The 18,979-nt window shown below is 46.6% G+C and carries 10 protein-coding genes; 1 reads left to right on the top strand and 9 read right to left on the bottom strand.

All coding sequences use genetic code 11. The features are described 5' to 3' along the window. Positions 1 to 8 precede the first annotated feature (8 nt). Positions 9 to 1,186, bottom strand: a protein-coding gene (locus tag BEL05_RS06715; protein ID WP_139151798.1) for an IS3 family transposase whose coding sequence is annotated in 2 segments (ribosomal slippage) — positions 9 to 919 and positions 919 to 1,186 — 1,179 coding nt in all. Because the reading frame shifts where the segments join, the coding sequence is not laid out codon by codon here. Positions 1,187 to 1,499: 313 nt separating this feature from the next. Between BEL05_RS06715 and BEL05_RS06705 the strand changes: the two genes are divergently transcribed. Continuing rightward, positions 1,500 to 3,194 carry an RluA family pseudouridine synthase gene (locus BEL05_RS06705; RefSeq protein ID WP_069670680.1) on the top strand — a complete coding sequence of 565 codons (1,695 nt, stop codon included), beginning with the start codon at positions 1,500 to 1,502 and terminating at the stop codon, positions 3,192 to 3,194. Positions 3,195 to 3,196: 2 nt separating this feature from the next. On the opposite strand, the gene BEL05_RS06700 is transcribed toward BEL05_RS06705, so the two are convergent. The 8 genes from BEL05_RS06700 to BEL05_RS06665 form a co-directional block, all read right to left on the bottom strand. Next, entirely contained in the window at positions 3,197 to 4,348 is a 1,152-nt protein-coding gene (locus tag BEL05_RS06700; protein WP_069670675.1) for a sugar diacid recognition domain-containing protein, read from the bottom strand. A 66-nt stretch (positions 4,349 to 4,414) separates the two neighbouring features. Beyond that, positions 4,415 to 5,416 (bottom strand): sensor domain-containing diguanylate cyclase, encoded by a 1,002-nt coding sequence (locus tag BEL05_RS06695; protein ID WP_069670674.1) that lies wholly within the window; start codon positions 5,414 to 5,416, stop codon positions 4,415 to 4,417. A gap of 178 nt (positions 5,417 to 5,594) precedes the next feature. Further along, positions 5,595 to 7,694 carry an MtrB/PioB family decaheme-associated outer membrane protein gene (locus tag BEL05_RS06690; protein ID WP_069670673.1) on the bottom strand — a complete coding sequence of 700 codons (2,100 nt, stop codon included), beginning with the start codon at positions 7,692 to 7,694 and terminating at the stop codon, positions 5,595 to 5,597. Between the two features lie 12 nt (positions 7,695 to 7,706). After that, positions 7,707 to 8,696, bottom strand: a complete 990-nt coding sequence (locus BEL05_RS06685) for a DmsE family decaheme c-type cytochrome (RefSeq protein WP_028763572.1) — start codon at positions 8,694 to 8,696, stop codon at positions 7,707 to 7,709. 79 nt (positions 8,697 to 8,775) lie between these two features. Continuing rightward, a complete protein-coding gene (locus BEL05_RS06680; RefSeq protein WP_342671955.1) occupies positions 8,776 to 10,788 on the bottom strand; it encodes an OmcA/MtrC family decaheme c-type cytochrome in 2,013 nt (670 codons plus the stop codon). Positions 10,789 to 11,166: 378 nt separating this feature from the next. Further along, entirely contained in the window at positions 11,167 to 13,338 is a 2,172-nt protein-coding gene (locus BEL05_RS06675; RefSeq protein WP_175427327.1) for an OmcA/MtrC family decaheme c-type cytochrome, read from the bottom strand. Positions 13,339 to 13,824: 486 nt separating this feature from the next. Further along, positions 13,825 to 16,098 carry a multiheme c-type cytochrome gene (locus tag BEL05_RS06670; protein ID WP_139151838.1) on the bottom strand — a complete coding sequence of 758 codons (2,274 nt, stop codon included), beginning with the start codon at positions 16,096 to 16,098 and terminating at the stop codon, positions 13,825 to 13,827. Between the two features lie 701 nt (positions 16,099 to 16,799). Beyond that, the gene (locus BEL05_RS06665) at positions 16,800 to 18,971 is read right to left on the bottom strand and encodes an OmcA/MtrC family decaheme c-type cytochrome (RefSeq protein ID WP_069670669.1); all 2,172 of its coding nucleotides are present in this window, start codon (positions 18,969 to 18,971) and stop codon (positions 16,800 to 16,802) included. Positions 18,972 to 18,979 lie beyond the last annotated feature (8 nt).

Raw genomic sequence — 18,979 nt, 5'->3', positions numbered from 1 at the left:
TGTAGTGGTCAACTAATATTGGCCACGATCTTAGAGTTTAACCAGAACAATCGTTCCGATTCATTGGGCGTCAGTCCGCCGTTATATTGATGTGGACGAAGCTGGCAGTAATATCCAATTATGTATCGTGTAATTTCGTTCTGAGCTTCTGTAAAATTACGATACCCTGTTGTTGGTATCCATTCTGTCTTAAGGCTCCTAAAAAAGCGTTCCATTGGACTATTATCCCAACAATTCCCACGTCGAGATAAACTTTGTTTGAGCTGGTATCGCCATAAAAGTTGTCGATATTTTCTGCTTGTATAGTGAGTCCCTTGATCGCTATGGAACATAACATCTTTAGGTTTACCACGACCTTCATAGGCCATCGTAAGCGCTTTGCCAGTTAAACGGCTATCAGGTGATAATGACATAGCCCAGCCAATCACTTTACGGGCGAATAGATCAATCACAACAGCTAAGTACATCCAGCGGTTACCAGCCCACACGTAGGTGACATCACCAACCCAGACTTCATTCGGAGCTGTAACTGCGAATTGTCGACCTAGGTGATTAGGGGTTTCAATATGTTCTAGCGTGCCTTTTCGGTATTTGTGCTTAGGAACCTGACAGCTAACTATACCAAGCTCTTTCATCAACTTAGTGGCACGATAGCGGCTTAGCAAGACACCTTGCTGGCTAACCATATCTGCAATGGTTCTAGCACCAGCCGACCCATTACTTGCAGTGTGTACTTCGCTAACTAGGCTCCGAAGTTTAACTTTATCGGCATTAATGGTTGTTGGCCGCTTTTTCCAATATTTGTAACTACTACGATGAATACTGAACACTTCGCATAATGTTTTTATGCTGTAGCTCTGCCTGAGTTTCTCAATTATTAAGAATTGTTCAGTGAGTCCGACATCAACAGAGCTGTGGCCTTTTTTAATATTTCGTTGTGCTCTTGGAGGCGAGCGAGTTGCTTTTTTAACTCTCGAATTTCAATTTGTTCTGGTGATATAGGTGATGCTTTAGGTTGCTTACCTTGTCGCTCTTCTCTTAATTGTCGAACCCATTTATCCATGGTTGATTTGCCTACACTCATGGCTTGAGCAGCTTCAACAATTGAGTAATTTTGATCTAGCACTAATTGAGCTGATTCAAGTTTGAACTCTGCGCTAAAAAGTCTTCTTGTACGTTTTTTCATAGTGTCACCTGTTAACTTATGAGGTGATGATATCACCTCTAACTAGGTGGCCAAATTCACCGTACCACTACAATCACAGGTAAAGGAATTGAAGAGGATGTAAGAGTGGAGATCTGTAACCAAGGAGATAATAAATATGCTCCCATGTGCGGCTACGAAGAATAGATTTGGCCAATTTTAGTTGACCACTACAGCATTCATCTGATCGCTAAATAATGACTTCAACGCCCTGACAGCGTAAAATCCTCTGCTTCGTTAGCGAGTGTTAACTTCGTCTCGCTCACTCAGTATCAGCAAAAGATGTTAAATGCCCATGTATTCTGCTCAGCACTGTTTTACTCTGTTTAAATCGCCAGTCGATAGTTATCAACTACCCGAACGTTTCACTTTTCCGTTTTATTATGAGCCGCATCCCTTATGTGTGTTGGCGGCTGCGGAGTTACAAACATATTTGAGCACGCAGACTGACTGGCAGCATAACTTTGGCTTAGGTAACGATAAAGCCAATGCCATTGGTAAGATGTTTGGTGTGTTGTTGGTGCGTAACAACCGCGGAGAATTAGGGTATTTAGCCGCATTTTCTGGCAAGCTGGCCGAACAAAATCTCATTAATGGTTTTGTGCCGCCAGTATTTGATATGTTGACGGAAGATGGCTTCTTTCATGCTGAGCAACAAGCGATAAATCAGTTGACCTATGAGCTAACTCACCTTGAGGATTCGACCGAACTATCGATGTTGAGAGAGCAATTAGCTGCACTAGTACAAGCGGCGGATGATGAGCTTGAAGCGATGCGCGCAGCAATTATAGAAGGGCGTAAAGCACGTAAGCTAAAGCGAACCCAGGCTGAAGCTGAATTGAATCCACAGGAATTGGCGGTGCTTAACCTGCAGCTAGGTCAAGAGAGTGTGGCGCAAAAGAATCAGCTAAAGGCGATTAAAGCGCATTGGGATAGCCGTATTGCAGGGGGGAATGACTCGTTACACAGGTTAGAAAATAAGATTGAGTCACTCAAATCGCGCCGCGCTAAGCAGTCTAACGCTTTGCAGCAAAAGCTATTCGCTCAATACCGCTTTTTAAATCAAGCGGGAGAGCTGCGCGATCTTAATCAGATATTTAAGGATGCACCCACTCATCAACCGCCAGCGGGGGCGGGGGAGTGCGCCGCCCCTAAGTTACTGCAATATGCGTTTAGCCATGGATTCACCCCCTTAGCCATAGCGGAGTTTTGGTGGGGAGCCTCACCTAAATCTGAGGTGAAACAACATAAAAATTTCTATGGTGCATGCCAAGGTAAGTGCCAACCCATTTTGAGCCATATGCTTGATGGAATTGAGATGGACGATAATCCACTGTTAGCTAATCCTGCAGAGGGAAAGTCGATTGAGATTATCTACCAAGATGAAGCGATTGTTGTGGTCAATAAGCCAGCCGAGTTTCTCTCTGTGCCAGGTAAAAATATTAGCGATTCAGTGTATGCCCGGATGAAGGCGCTGTTTCCAATGGCCACTGGGCCGCTTATTGTGCACCGCTTGGATATGTCTACCTCAGGCTTAATGGTGATTGCGCTGACGAGTGAAGCCAATAAATCTTTGGCGCAGCAGTTTATTGCACGGACGGTAGAGAAGCGCTATGTGGCGCAAGTGGCTGGTGTGGTCGAAGGTGAACAAGGTGAAATAAGCCTGCCGCTTAGGGTCGATTTAGATGATAGACCGCGGCAATTGGTCTGTTATGAGCATGGGAAGCATGCCCATACACAGTGGCAGGTTAAGTCGCGCACTTTGGCCAACACCCTGCTTTATCTTTACCCACATACTGGCCGTACTCATCAATTGCGGGTGCATTGTGCCCATCATGATGGCCTGCACCTGCCGATTATTGGCGACGATCTGTACGGCAGCAAAGCTAACCGTTTACATCTGCACGCACAAAGATTGGTGTTAAATCATCCGTTGACCAACGAGCGTATGATCTTTGAAGTGGATGTGGATTTTAGCCTTGCGCCTTAATCTTACTTGGCCGCTAACATGGCTTGTCCCAAATAGAGTTGCAAAAGTCCGTTGAGGCTATTGAGGTCGATATTGGTAATTTGAGCAATTTTTTCAAGGCGATACCTTAAGGTATTACGGTGCACAAACAGGTGTTTTGCGCAGGCCTGTTGATCGCCAAAATGGTTGAGATAGGCGGTGAGGGTTTTGCGTAGTTGTTGATTACTATCTTGTTCAATTAAGCGCTCAAAGGGTTGCAGCAACTGCTGCCCGCGCCAGTCATCTTTTAGGCCCGATAACATCACCAGTAGGGCATAGTCTTCAAACAGATATTTACTCTGCTCTGGATGCATTTGCATCCCAAATCGTAGGGTTTCTTTGGCGGTTTGGTAAGAGCGATGAATGTCGGTTGGCTGGGGGAAATAGTGGCCGAGGGCGATGTTGAGCTTGGCACTCATTTCACTAGGCAGGCGTTTAAGCAATTGATCGATACGCTGACTTTCAAGGTTGGCACTCCACTGCTTGCCATCAAGAAATGCGGGTTTGAGGATCACCAGTTCTGTCATTGAACTCATGGCTATTAAGTTCCCACGGGAAGGGGTTTCCAATAGGTTGAGTACCTGTTTTAACAGTGAGTTTGCCGTGGTTTGGGCATTGTCATCTTGCACCTGAATAACGGCGACCACGCGAGGTGTGTTTAAGTCAATGTTAAGCCGAGTCGCCCAAGACTGCAGGTGCGTCATGTCGCGGTGTTCCCCCTTAATCAGCTGGAGAATAAACTCCTCTTGTTGGCGGTTTTGCCACTGTACAAGTTCAAGGGAGTTCGCTTGCTCGACAATCATTTCGGCGCTCATTTTGAGTAGCTCACCATAGGCGATAAGGTGCTCGGGTTCGCCAGTGATGCCGATGACACCGATGATTTCGCCTTGATAATGGAGCGGTAGATTAATGCCGGGTTTAACTCCTTGTAAATTGTCAGCGCCAGCGGCATTAATCTCCACGGTACGGTTTTGGCTAATGGCTAATAACGCGCCCTCATGGACTGAGCCAATACGATGTGGATCGCCTGAGCCTAAAATCGTGCCTTGATTATTCATCACATTGATATTATGACCAATAATGGCCATGGTGCGATTGACTATTTGTTGTGCTAACGACGCATCGAGAAAATACACTGGCAGGCTACATGAGTGTTAAAAAGATGGCATTTAGCTTACGTGAAAAGCATTTTCACCACCAGTTTAGCTTTGGGGTTTTGTGGCGTGCTTCGCCTGTTTTTGGCTATACATCTGTTGATCGGCGATATCTAGTAGCGTTTGATTAGCGCCAATATCATCGGGTTTGATAACGGCATGACCCATGGAGTATTCGATGGCGGGAGTGATATCGAGTTGAGCCAATGCGCGTTGTAATCGCTTGTCATACAGACTAATACTGGCTGGGGTTTCGGCATGGATCAGCACTACAAATTCGTCACCGCCCCAGCGCGCCACTAAGTCACAGGTGCGACTGTTGCTTTTTAATGTTTTGGCGAATGTTTTAAGGTGCTCATCGCCGACTTGATGACCGTAGCGGTCATTGATCATTTTAAAGTGGTCTAGATCGAAATAGAGCAGCACTAATTGTCGATTAAGGCGTCTGGCTAACTCTCGCGTGCTGTTCATCAAATCGCTAAAACCACGGCGATTGTAGATGAGTGTTAGTGGGTCGGTGTAGCTAAGGGTTAGCAGTTGGTTTTCACGGTAGAGGTGTTTGAGATCGCTGTCTATCACCTCTTTAATCACTGCCAGCGCTTTGACATAGGAGTCGGGATAATTGGTGGGGTGGGTGTCGAGCACACACAGGGTACCAAAGACAGAGCCGTCGGGCCAACAGATGGGCATTCCGAGATAAGAGGCATAGTTATCTTCGGTGTATTCGGGGTTGTCTAACCATTGTTCGTCGGCACCAGCATCTCGCACATAGAGCTCTTTTGAGTCTTTGACCACGTGATGGCAATAGATATTAGTATCCACATCACTATGGCCGCCCGGTGAGTAGCGAGTATCTGGCAGCTCAGAGGCGACGATCACTTCGATACCTTTACGATTGGCTTGGTTGATGAAGGTAGCCGGGGCATCAAACATTGCAGCCACGGTATTGACGAGGCGCTGCCAACGTAACCAGTCAATCTGTTCGATCTCCATATCGAGCAATGAGTTGTAGGGGTAGGGACCAAAGTGAGTGGGTTGCTGACGTTTCATAGGTTGTCCAGAATCGGATGATATTGATAAGTTTAGTCAATATTTGGCAATTTGAGCTGTGGATTAGGTTGTGGCTGAGCCAAGGGGGAAAGATAGGCTTATGAGTGGTGTTTGAATGAGATCGGGTAATAAAAAGCCCGCTAAGAGAGCGGGCTTTTCTTGAGGTACTCGTGCTAGATTACAGCTTGTAGCTCATGCTCAACATCACCATATGTGCGGTGTAGTCGTGGCTGTTTGAGCCAAAGCTTACTACGTTCCAAATACCATCTGGGGCAATTTGATTGCCTGGATCATTGTCTTTGTAGTTTTCCATCTTGTAGTCAAGACGAAGTGCCATTTTGTCAGTTGCCTGATATTGGCCATAGACATTGATGTTATGGACGTTTGAGTAGTAATCGCCGTAGTCACCGGTAATGCCTTGAGTGACCTGGGTGTTGCTGCTTGAATCTGAGTAGGTGTAATCCACGCCTAGACGCAGTTTTTTCTCTAACAGATTGTTGTAGCTGAACCCTGCACCAATAACATCGACTTGATCTTCGATAATACCGTACCAGTTTGGCGCGCTAAAGTTAGTGCTGCCAGCCTGCTCAGAATCTATGTTCTGACGGTTATAGAAGGCGTTGATCATCATGTCATCGTTGATGAGATAACTGGCGCTGATGTCGTAGCTGATATCTTTCGATTCAGTTAGGCCAATCTGCGTGTCGTTATAATCATCAAGGGCGTAGCGAGCGCCAAAATCAACCGTTAGGGCATCAATTGGGCTGTGGCTAATACGTGCTTCTACCATGGTACGCTTACGGTCTGCGAGGTTATATTTACGTAGCAGGTCGTTCGACTCAGATGAGGTCCACTCTGACGCTTGGTACTCTGAACCATCACGTTCGCCGTAGCTACCCTTGATCCACATATCCCAGTTATCAAATGCACTTAAACGGAATTTAGTCCAAAGTGTATTTTCGTCTGTGGTTTCACGGTCTTGGTAACTGCGCTCATCACGACGGAAATCATAACCCGCTTCGAGTTTCATGCCTCGGCTGAGACGGAAGTCAGCACCGAGTTTAGCGCGCTGCGTGGTGATGTCGTAAGGGGTGTTGTAGGCAGCTTTACCCGTGGTGGCGTCTATGCTGATCTGTGTCCACTCTTCAACATTGGTCTTGTTGTCGCGATCACTATAGTCATAACTTGCGTTTAACCGCACGGTACGATTGATGCGTGAAACCACTTTAAGGTTGATGCCACTCATATCAACTTTACCATCTAATGACTCTGCTGGTACTTGATAACCGTAACCTGAGGTGACAAATGCTTGGTCTTGCGTCATTTGCCCGTAATGCACACGACCACTCATTATAGTGCGACCAGCGGTATATTGGCCCATTAACGACACCGTGTGGGCTTCGTTATCTGGGTCAAGTGCCATAGTACCTTGAGTTTGTGCGCCAAACGTTGGGTTGAAGGCATTGTCAAAAGTCAGTTGGCTATACTGGTTTTTAAAGCTAGAACCTGAATAGCTCAGTGCTGTAAACCAGTTGTCGCCGCGCAGTTTGACACCCGCTTCAACCGTATCAGTGGTGTAATCTACCGGCTCAGCAAGCATCATCGACTGATTGAAGAAGCTACCAGACGCTTGTTTAAGGCCAGTCTTATCTTCACGTTGATAGGTGATGTAAGTGCTCCACAGTTCTTCACCTTGGTACTCGAATCCTAGCCCAGCGCGTTTGCGCTTAAGCGAGAGTTCCATTGGGTTTAGGCTGCTGTAAAGCAGGCTCATATCTTGGCTAGAACCGGCCGTTTGCCAGTTATCAGGCAAGGTTAAGTCACCGCTACCGACACCTTGGTAAGGGGTCATTGCACTGTCTGTTTTATAGGTGGCAATTTGTCGGTAGTTAACGTTTAAGTTGTATTGACCTACTTTGCCCGCATCGATATCGAGGGATCCGTTTTCCATGCCGAGGTTTTGTGCCTCAACGCTGGCACGGTAACCCGACTCGCTGACGTAGTTAAGGTCGGCATCAACTTTACCCGCAAACTCATCTTCGGCAGCAAAGGCATTAGCCGAGCGAATGTCACTGCTATCGTTGTAACCAACCCCAACGCCAACAGTGCCAGATACGCCAGTATCAATTGCGCAACGTTTACAGGTCCACTTATCATATTTTACTTTGGCGGTATTGGCATTTTGCAAACCATAACCTTCGGCTACCGCAATGCTAGGTAACGCAATACCTGCATTAGCGATAAGGGCGAGGGTGACCAAATTAAGTTTGAATTTCATCTTCTCGTCTCCTTAGCGCTGGAATAGCTTGCCAGATGGATGGTTAGAACCATGGATCTGGTTGTGACAGTTCAAGCAGCTACGACCACCGGTGAACGCATTACCACCCACACTTGAGCCTTGCTCTGTGTTACCCATGTAAGCATTGCTCGCATGGCCATCACTGGCGTGGCACTGCTGGCACAGTTGTGGTGCGCGGGTCTTTAACATGCCTTCATTAACGCTGCCATGTGGGTTATGACATGTCACACAGTTCTCAGTGACGGGTGCATGCTCCCATAGCTTTGGGCCACGTTTTTCGGCATGGCAGGCGTAGCAGGTTTCATTTACGCTTGGTTTGACCAAGTCTGAATCTGACATAGTGCCGTGTGGATTATGACAGTCGCTACATACCATCTGTGCCCATTTCATTGGGTGGCTTGAGCGCTTGTTCATGTCAGCTTTTTGCTTAGTGTGACAACTGGTACAGACTTCCATCTCAGTGTTTTTTGACAGCACTGGATCTTTGTCGGTATGCACAGAGTGACACGAGGCACAGGCAACATCGGCATTGTCGTGATGACCGCCATTCCAAGACATACGCTTATCATCTTGGTGACAACTCATACAGACGCTGTTTTGTTTCTCAGCTGACAGGGTCGAGTCTGGGCCAAAGGCGATCATTGGCTCATTACCACCACGGTTATGCTTACCCATAGGGCCATGGCAAGACTCACATTGCAGACCAGCCATTGGGCTGTTGCTTGAGTTTGCTGCGCCATGGACACCTTTGAACAGATCCATGACCTTTTCAGATTTGCCGTGACACATTAAGCAAGAGTCGGCACCTTTTGGTGAGTATTGGCCTTCCGCGAACTTTTTGTCCAAGGTGGCTTCAACTTCATCAGGCGTCATTTTGGCGTCCCACTTTGAAGCGATGGCACTGTGGCTAACGCCCAAAGTTAACACCGCGGCAGTGATGACTGCAGGGATGAGGCTTTTGAGTTTATTTGTGATTTTCATAATAGACTTCCTAATTTGCACAAATTTTCGAAAAGTGGGGGAGCGGGCTCCCCCCGTTTTTCATTTCAAGATGCGCAAATTACATCTTAACCGCAGTGTGATCCGCTGGCGTTGGTGCGTGGCAGTAGAAACAGGTTTCTAGTTGCGCAGCATCAGTCGCTTCGGCTTTAGAAACATTAACGAGTGCGCCTTGTCCTTCAACATGAGCCTTAAACTTGTCCATGTTGTAGCTGTGGCAAGATGCACATGTTGCCGCGATAGGAGTCGTGTATAGGCTGCCTGAGTAATTAGGGTTAGCCGTTGCAATTGCCCCTTTCTTCTTAAAGGCATCACGGTCGAAGTCGCTATGGCACTGAGCACAGTTCATACCTGGGATAACAGCGTAGTCACCTTGACTATGAGTCTTGTGAAGTTTTGTCTCTAGTGCACCCATGTTACCGCCGCCAGCGTAAGTACCATCAGGCGTATGACAAGCGACACAAGCATCAACACCAATGATAGGTTGGTCGTTAGCGTCTTTAGTATGGGAAAGCTGCTCAGACATCACGAATCCAGCATGGTGTCCACCTTTGTGAACTTGGAACTCGCTGGTATGACAGTTTGCACATGCGCTAAAGTTGACTGAATCAACATGACGCATGCTTGGTGCTTTACCTGACAGCGTTGCAAAAGCAAGGTCGGCCTTCATGCCGGTATATTTGTCAGTGTCTTTGCCATCGAAATCAGCGTCGTCACATTTTACAAATTGACCTTGTGCAGAACACATTGCCCAACCAACAAAGGTAAAGGCTGTTTCGTTGTCAGCCCCTTCAGCACCTAGTTTAAGTTCTTTGGTTGTGGTGTAGACTAATTTACCTTCTTCAACCTTAGCGGCCGCATCAAGTACACCGTTCTTAATTGCATTGATGGAGTCTTTACCACCGTAACCTAAGGTCACATTATTTGGACCTACGTTAGTGATGATCTCAAAGCGTTGAACCATAGGTAAAATGGTATTGATGTCAACGGCATTACCAGCGGCGTCAACCACCTGAATACTAACGGTTGCGGCTTGCGTTGTCGTATCAATTGCTGAAGCGACATTGATGCCATAGGTGTCAATGAGGGCTTTGGTATCGCCAAAGCTGCTGGTATGTAACTCTTCAGTCCAGCTGGCATTATGACAAGCAACACAGTTGCTGTTGTCATTTTGTTGTGAATGGCCTTTACCTGCTTTGAAGTCGATATCGGCGTGACAACTCGTACAAGTTTCCATGGTTGGAACACGAGACCAGTTACCCCATTCAGCAAGTTCTTCAGATTCAACGTGACAAGACTTACAGTTGTTTTGCAGTAAGTGTTCTGCCGCTTTGCCTGTGTACTCTTTGCCATACTTATCGCTAAAGGTTTTAGCAGTATTATGAATATTGTGGATAAGATGATTCCACTGAGATTCGGTAGACATTGAGCTGCTGTGGCACGTTGCACAGGTTTCCTGGGTGTAGTAGCTGCTGTGACGTGTAGTGAGTGGCTCACCTTCGGCGTGACAGGCGGTACATGTTTCATGGGTCACGATATCTTTGGTGTATTTGGCTTCATAGCCATAGCCGTCAAAATCATCAACGATTTCACGACGCGGAACACTGGTGACACCATCAAGCAGCGTAGAGTCTTTGCCACCTGCGTAAACATTATAGCGTTGAGTTAATTCTTGGTTTAGACCATTAACCTCAAAAGTGAAGTTGTAGCTACCGTCTTTATTATCGGTGTAGTTTTGTGTGCCAGAAACGCGCGCGGTGCGTGTCCATTGTGCACTGTTACCCGCACCCGTCGCACCCATAGGGGTGAGCTGCGCGGCAACAAGACCTAGGTCTTGCAGTCCAATAACGGGCAGATCTTCTTCGTTGGTAGCAAACACGGTAACTGTGGGTACACCGTTGTCGTAAGCAACCTTGGTCACATCTAGATTAAGGGTGTTGATATACTCGGCAGCGGGTCCACCTGGTTCACCAGGATTGCCATCACTACCATCGCTGCCGCCACAACCACTGAGAGCCATAGAGACTGCACCTGCTGCGAGAAGCAGCGCAAACTTATTATTTTGTACGTTCATCATTTTTTCCCTGCATAGGTTTGGCATCGTCTTAAGTGCATGGACAGTAATCTGTTCCGATTCTCAATTATAAGTAGTGCGACCTAAGTCAATGCTGGAAATAGAAATCCCCAAAGAAATGCTAACGTAACAGGCGATTAAAATCTGCCAATCAGGGTCTAATGTGTGACCAAGATCTTTCTATTTCTAAAGGGGTAGTTAAGGAGGGGGGGAAAGCCGTCACTAGATCAAAAAACTGCTGCAAAATTAACAGCTTTTTGTTGGTTTGTTTTCAAAATGCTCACAATTGTTTCGATATAAAAACAAAGGGGGGCAAAAGCCTCCCTTTGGTGTGTGTTTAGTCAGCATTCAACAAGGGCTGAGCTGACTATTTAATCACTAGTGGCTGCTGCCCCAATTGGCATGAGCTTCTAGGATTTGGCTGTCTTTATGACAGGTTGAACAGGTTTCTGCTGGGTTTAGCATGTCGTATTCAGATGCTGGAACACCAAGAGTCGTTAGTGGTGCGCCATCTTCTTTTAGCAAGCCACCGTTACTCTTAATGTGCGCAGCCGTTGCGTCATTTAAGCCGTATGGCGCTTGGTGACAGCTAACACATGCAGCAGTTTGTGGTGAGACAACTAGTTGCTCGTTAGTGTCACTTAGACGCTGTGCATCAGTTGTACCAAAGGCAACAGGTGCAGCTTTTGGATCAATCTTGCTCAGAGAGAAACCGTTGTCGCCGTGACAGGCTTGACACTCTGTCTTCTTGAAGAACAGGCTGCCATCTGTGTCATAGACGTAATGCTTGCTGTGAACAATATAAGCTAGGTTAGAAGAACCTGCGCCTTTCTTGTCACGTGTGCCATTGTGGCAGCTTGCACAACCGTCCATATCGTTACTGAAACGGTGCTTGATAGCCGTTGTATGACATTGCTGACATGCGGTCATTTCAGCGTGTTGGATACGAGGAGACTTATCTAGCATAGTGCCGTCAACAGCAAAGTAAGCAGTATCTGATGGAACATAAGGACCAGCATTGGTGGCCACTTTACCATCTTCACTTAACGTACAGTCAGCAACAGCGCCTTTGCCGTCGAAACAGATGTGTAATTGGCTGCTCAATGCAACGCTTACACCTTCGGTTTCCATGACTTTTGCCACAGCGAAGTCACCGTCAGCAATTGTGACATTGATGCTACCTTCAGTACCTTCAGTAAAGTTGCCGTAACCCACCTTCTGGTAGTTCACAAGGAAGTCATCTTGCACAACGCCATTAAACACGATGGCACTGGTAAAGCCGCCATATTTGTATGGTGTTGGGTCGATTTGCGCTAGCGTTACCTTAGTATCGCCAGCCATTACAGTCATGTTAGCCGTTACAGTCTTAGTGTCTGCACTGTAGCTCATGCTGTTAAATGTGACGGTTGCCATTGCAGCTTGTGCCTTGTCATTTTTCAGGTAGTGACCTGACTCAGCGCCACGTACACCGCCGTTTGGATCGTTATGACAGCTAACACAGTTTTGTTTACTTTCAGCGATTTGGTTGTTTTCGCTATCCCAATGCCAGCTTGGTACGGCATATGGACTGTTATGACAGTTCATGCAGGTTGCAGTATCTAAGTCTGCTTTCCAAGCATCTGCCATTGCTAAACCTTCATCGGCTTGGTGACAGGTTTGACAGTTAGATGCACTTTGAGGGTAGATACCATTAAATGTTGAATGGCTATGGATCTCGTGCGCCATGCCTTTGATCGAACCATCAAACTCATAGCTGCGAACCACGGTACCAGCATCATCTTTCTCATCTTTCATGTATGAGTTGTAGTCTGTGTGACAGAAAGTACACGACTCAAGAGTGACATGCTTGCCACCATGCATTGATAGCGCACCATCCTGACCTGGACGGTGACAGCTTTGACAAGTTTCTTTAGCAATCAAGGCTTTTGGCTTGTCTTGTGTGGTGTCTGAACTTGGCTGCCAGTAGAAAAAGCTATTATCAACAAGCGTGTCACCCGCATTGTTATTGGCTTTAACACCAAGATAAATACCGTTGGTTACATCTGCGTCATACGCATATTTTTCTAGGGTATCGATAGCTTTATCAAGGACAAGTGTGTAGGTACCATCGCCATTATCGGTCAGGCAAGTTTCACAGTTTTTACCTTGGAAGTAAGAGGAACCTGTGTAGTGGTCGTCACCTTTATCCTTGTTAAAGTAGCTTAGCCAGATATCTCTTGGCTTACCTTCAAGATCGGTACTTCCTACTTCATCTTCGGTGCCCACTCGGCCGAAAGAAACGGCAGCAATGTCAGAGGGGGCTAGCTCGAAAACGGCGGTTCCATTAGCATCAGATAGGTCGAAGTTGATGGTTAAAAAGCCAGCATCATCAATGCTTGCTGATTGAATTTTGGCATCAAGGTGAGAAACTGCACCTATAGGAGTGCCGACAGTACCAGGTTTTCCATCTTCACCATCTTTTCCGTCGCTGCCGCAACCAGAAATGGCTAAAGAGAGAAGCCCTGCACCTAATACGGCTTTTGTCGCCGCATTAAAATTGAACTTTTTCATCATGATTATTCCCTGCAATAGTTTTAATCATCACTTTTTGATTGTTTGCTACGTAAAACAAGCTTCGCAATTGAGAACGAGTGTTATTTGTTGGTATTCAATGCAATCAATGAGTGTGTGGAATTAATTTCCACCTCTAAGGCTATCTAAACAGCAACTTTTTAGCAGTTGTTTCAGTGCGCTTATGTGATTGAGATCTGACTATTTCTTTAGAGGTAGAAAAAAACTGCCTTTTTAAGCGGTTTTTCATTTTCACTTAATCAACTTAGTTGAATCAATAGCTTAAATGTTGCGCACTTGTATCGTAAAAGGGTTGATGTAACGCTAGCGTGGCGAAGCGGGAAGCACTGCTCTTAGCCTACGGAAATAAAAAGGAATAATGATTTTCTGAAGGGGGAAAAGATGGGGGGGACTGAGGGAAATAAAAAAGAGTGGAAAGGATGACTTTCCACTCTTGGTTGTAGGGTGAGAACCTAGCTTAGTAAATTAGTCTTGCTTGTGTAACTCTGCCACTTTATCTGTGCTGTGACAGGTTAAGCATGACTCGCTATTTAGCATAGCTTCTTCATAGCTGCCAGCGACGACACCTCCCATACTTTCGATGTGAGATTTAGCCGAATCTTGACCACCGCCAATATCGTAGCTGCTAGAAACGTGGCACGATGCACACACCCCCGCTTGTGGGCTAGAGAAAGTGTCATCTTTTCTATTCCAGCGCATAGGGGTTGAACGCGCATTTTCTAAGCCAAAGTTACTGTCGCTATGACAGGCGCTACAGTTCGCACTGCTGACGAGTGATTGAACATCTTCGCGGCCGTGGGCTTTACCGAAAGTACCATGAACACGAACAATCATACTGTTGTAATCACCGGCCTCATGGCATTGAGCACAAGTATGGATATCGGCATTACGATAGTGCGCGGCACCTTTGCGTGCGACCATGTCATTGTTATGACAGCTTGCACAGTTTTCATAATCAACCGCGCTTGCACGTTCACTACCTTGGGTGCCATCAAGTTTAACAAACTCAGTTTTAGCGGCGTTAGGGCTGAGGACACCAGTACAGTTGCTTTCAGTATCAAGCGCCGATAGCGTAGATGTTTTATTGCTAAAACACGTGCTAAAGCTTGAGGTGATAGCTAGGTCTGCACCGTTATTGATAGCTTCAGCTAACGAAGGCAAGCCATAACCACCATTTGAACCATCAACGGTAACAGTGTAACTGCCATCTTCATTGACGCTGGCACTGCCGCTGGTACGGCCGGCTAAGAATGCATCAGGTGATACGGCATCAATAGCGTTAACGTAAAGGGTTACACGAGGAACATAGTCACTCGTTACAGCATCTTCACCCTTCATCAGGTTCATGGTGAAAGTTAGCGTTGAGGTGGCTTCATCCCAGTTGATCTGACTATAGCTAGCGTCAACTAAGGTACCGGCTTGCGATGCGGCTTCACGACTATCTTTTTCATGGCCTGCAAAGTGGCGGAATGCACCACCTCGAGTGTTGCCATCACTTGAACTATGACAAGCAACACAACCAACGAGCACAGTATCTTCGCCAATCACCTCTGTACGGTTACCGTAGTGGTAGTCACCATGACATGACTGACAGCTCACTACATCTTTATCTGCAAACCAAGCTAATGCATGGGTTGTAAGATCTTCAGGCAGTGTTTCTTCAGTCTCTGTGTAGCTAACGTGACAGCTTTGGCAGTCAGCCGTTGAGGTTGGGAAGTTAAGCTCAGCTTTTGGATTGCCCTCACTATCAAGCGCTGCACCATCAAATTCATAGGCAAATGCGGGGTTTTTAGCTGGATTTGCAATCACTGAGCTGAATTTACCCAGTTCGCGACGATCGCCTTCTGTCAGACCTGTATGAATACCGTGTACTAGGCCTTTGATCGAGCCATCGAAGTTAAACTCAACGGTATTACCTTCACCGTCGACACCCGAACCGCTATAGACGGTGTAATCGGTATGACAAAAACCACAGCCGTCGGCGGTGTTACCGTAGTTACCGTGGCGGATATGGTCTTGACCAACGTGACAGTTAGTACAGGTTTCCATCTCTACCACTTTCTTAGGTGAACCGACTGACTGTTGCGTTAGCGGATCCCAATAGTAAGCCTCGACATTTTTTAACTTGTTTTGCCCAACACCATAGGTCATCACGTAGATACCTTGGATCTGGTTGGCATCGTAGTCGTAGTCTAAACCGTTAGTATCTATGATATTAGGCGCGGTGATTTTGTATTTACCTTGGCCTAAATATTCAAGACAGGTTTCATCTTCTGGACAGTCACGTGTTGGGCGCCAGTTATTGGTGCCCGTCATCGGTACACCATTTTTAGTGGTGTTACGATAAGAGAGCCAAATTTGCTCATCGCCATCGGCTCTAGCGGTAACTTGAGTGCCATCTTCGAGTGAGAATGGGGTGAACGCTTCGGTGCGTGTACCCATGCGGCCGAAAGCGATCCTTAGCGGATCTGTCAAGGTTTCTAAACCTGTTACCGCCACGCCGTTAGGATTGGTAAGGCTAAATTCAAAGCTCAATGTTTTTGAAGCTTCATCGTAGCTGGCTTGCTCTACTTGAGTCTGCACAGCCGTTGCACTATTAATATCGATGGCAATTTCACCTGGCTTGCCATCTTCACCATCTTTGCCATCGCTGCCATTACAGCCGATAAGCGCTAAGGACAATGCCCCAACGCCAAAAGCTGTTTTGATAGCGGCACTGATTGAATACCGTTTCATCATTATTTCCCCTGCATGAGATTAAGATTTTTCTCAATTTTGTACTTCTTAGTATGAGTAGAGGATGCTTAAGCAATTGCTATTGCTTCAATCGCTTATAGCTTCCCCTTGGCATGATCTTACCTATAAGGGGGTATCTAAATTGGAGCGGTGTTCGTAAGTGTGAGTCACCTCCTAAAACATAGGTAAATAGTTGATGCAAATGTTAAATTCAATTTAAAACAGTGACTTATTTTTTTTGGGAGTGTCGGAAAACCGTATGTATAGCGGTGCTATGGCTATATCTTAAACTAGCCTTAATACGTCAATTTAAATGGTGGTTATTTTTTGATGTGGCTCAATTTTAGTCGCATATTTTTCGTACTAAAAATGGAGGCAAATCTTAGAATGCGAGGTTTATGTTGGCGCCTTGTGGTCTAGCTGTTGCGGGTGCGAGTATAAGTGTCGCTGTGGTGTTGTGATTGTGTAGCAAAAAAACAAGGCGGCACCGATTGGTAGCGTTTTTCATGTCGTCGCTGATGTCGTCACTATATGTTGTGTCATCTTTAGTCATCGCTGTAGCGTCTTAAGCAGTCAAGGTTTGGAAGTCAAGGTTTGGAAGTCAAGGTTTGGAAGTCAAGGTTTGGAAGTCAAGGTTTGGTGGTAATGACTGACACCTCAATCATTACCACACATTAATTACCTCGCATTCCTTAGTACATCACTTACCACTTAACGGGGTGGACGGCATCAACGCCCAGCGCTTTACCTTCACTGTGGCACGTTGCGCAAGTTTCACTGCCAGCGGTATAAGTGCCCCGTGGATCGCTTGCTGCGCCGCCGTTACTTTTGATATGCGCTAAGAGTGAGCCTTTCTCGCCATGGCAGCTGACACAGGTAGCGGCAATAGGCGAGTACTCAGTCTCATTACCTTGTGTATCTACTGTTAATGTGGCTGGTACTGTTGCCAAGTCTGATAGGGTCAATTGACCTTTGTCATGGCACACTGCGCAGTTGCCATAATGCTCAGGGAAACTAACAACCTTGGTGGCATCATCTCCTTGCTGCTTAGTGCGTTTATTGGCGTGGTGTGCATGTATTCTGACTTTAAAGTCGATATGATCTTGCGCTGTTTGATTACTCTTGTAAGTGGGGTTGTGACACATTTGGCACTCGCCTTCAAAGTTGGTGTAGTTGCCATCATGTTTCATCTTGGTGCCAAATTTACCCAAGTACTTGTCGTCATGGCAGTTTGCGCAGGTCTCATTACTGATCACCACACGTCTGGCCATGATTGATGAGTCACCATTGAGATTAAATGCGACTAGCTCGCCAGGTAGGACCGCAGGGTTATTGGCTTCATCTGATCCGGTACCACAATCAACAGCGGTTAATGTATCGCGATCAACACAAAGGTGCGTGGTGATCACTGCCGTTGCCGCTTGCATCATATCCGGTGTGAGTGAGGTGGGCTGGCTATAAGTGTATATTCCATCGCTACCTGAGGTTGGTGTGAGTTCATGCAACTTATAGTTCTGTTTACCCGAGGTGAAATCAATATCGTTACCAAAACCAAAGTAGATATTACTATAGTTAATACGCTTATCTGCATCAGGGCTCATGGCGGCAGTGGTTAAGCTGGTGTCGCTAACTGCAACGCTAAAGGTCAACAAGCCTGCTTCTAACGATACTGAACCAGGCACTAGCGCTGCTTTGTAGCTCGACCTTGCATTGTCTTTGGCAATAGCGTCGGTCACGTGATGGGCTGCACCTTCATCGCCTTGGTCTGCATGACAGGTACCGCAGCTGTGATCGGGCTGATACTTAGTATGCATATCGGCCTTGATGGTGGCAGGATCGGTTGAGTCTGAGTGACATGAACCGCACGCTAATGCGCGATGATGTTTAAAGTTAAACGCATCGGCAGGGCGGTTATCTCCTTCTTGGTGACAGGCCCGGCAATCATACATATCGGCAGGAAAAGTCACATTGCTGTAGTCATGGACACTTCCTCTATAGCCAACCATTAAGTATTTAGCGCGATGAATTTGGTGCACCATGTAACCCATATCAATGGGCGCGCCTGTTTCAGGGTCCCCTGCATAGCTGGTGTGGCACATTTGACAGTTCTCGATGGCGTAACGCTTGGTGCCATGCATGATGAGCTTAGGTGCCCAAGCATGATCATAGTCGTCGCTATGGCAACGCAGGCAGGAGTTTTCAAGAAATTCTACAGTGCGAGTGTCTAAGCCGGAAACCTGCTCGCCCGAAGCGGGTAGGAAGTCAAAATGGCTATTGACCAGTTTATTGGTATCGCCATCGGCTCGCATCTCCATGGTGATCCTGTGAGTAAGGCTATCATCATAGGTGAGATCTAAATCACCCATGGCGGTGGCATCATTAAGGTTGAATGCGAAGGTGTAACGGTAGAGCCCAGCGCTCACTTTTTCGACGCAGTCTTGCTTACAGTTGGTTTCAATGGTGGGTTGGATCTGCTCGCCAGCTTTGTCTTCATAACCAGCAGGAATATTAGCGGTGACTGGGGCTACCATCTTGTTCATGTAGTTGACCCATTGTGGCGTTTTATAGCCTTTGCCGCTCTGGGGCATTAACTTCGCGATACCCATGCCTAGCGTATCGATACCTGGATAAGTATCAAAGTCGGTAATGCCAACGCCGTTGGCGTTTTCCACACGAAATTCGACAATTATCGCGCCGTCAGTAATTGCCGCGGTTGTGATGGTGGTGACTAGCTCATTGGCTTGGCCGACGGATAAGCCGATTTCGCCGTTGGGACCGTCTTCACCATCTTTTCCGTCGCTACCACAGCCGAATAAGAGTGCTGTGCAAGCTAGACTGATTAAACTCAGTGTCTTGCTTTTTGTTTTAATATCCATAGTTTGGC

This window comes from Shewanella colwelliana, assembly GCF_001735525.1.
Taxonomy (GTDB): domain Bacteria; phylum Pseudomonadota; class Gammaproteobacteria; order Enterobacterales; family Shewanellaceae; genus Shewanella; species Shewanella colwelliana.
Note: the sequence above shows the minus strand (reverse complement) of the source record. Positions and strands in the feature narration are given on the sequence as shown.

Coding starts and splice junctions, on each gene's coding strand:
- BEL05_RS06705 (WP_069670680.1), top strand. CDS start 1,500: ATGTATTCTGCTCAGCACTGTTTTACTCTGTTTAAATCGCCAGTCGAT.
- BEL05_RS06695 (WP_069670674.1), bottom strand. CDS start 5,416: ATGAAACGTCAGCAACCCACTCACTTTGGTCCCTACCCCTACAACTCA.
- BEL05_RS06690 (WP_069670673.1), bottom strand. CDS start 7,694: ATGAAATTCAAACTTAATTTGGTCACCCTCGCCCTTATCGCTAATGCA.
- BEL05_RS06685 (WP_028763572.1), bottom strand. CDS start 8,696: ATGAAAATCACAAATAAACTCAAAAGCCTCATCCCTGCAGTCATCACT.
- BEL05_RS06680 (WP_342671955.1), bottom strand. CDS start 10,788: ATGAACGTACAAAATAATAAGTTTGCGCTGCTTCTCGCAGCAGGTGCA.
- BEL05_RS06675 (WP_175427327.1), bottom strand. CDS start 13,338: ATGAAAAAGTTCAATTTTAATGCGGCGACAAAAGCCGTATTAGGTGCA.
- BEL05_RS06670 (WP_139151838.1), bottom strand. CDS start 16,098: ATGATGAAACGGTATTCAATCAGTGCCGCTATCAAAACAGCTTTTGGC.
- BEL05_RS06665 (WP_069670669.1), bottom strand. CDS start 18,971: ATGGATATTAAAACAAAAAGCAAGACACTGAGTTTAATCAGTCTAGCT.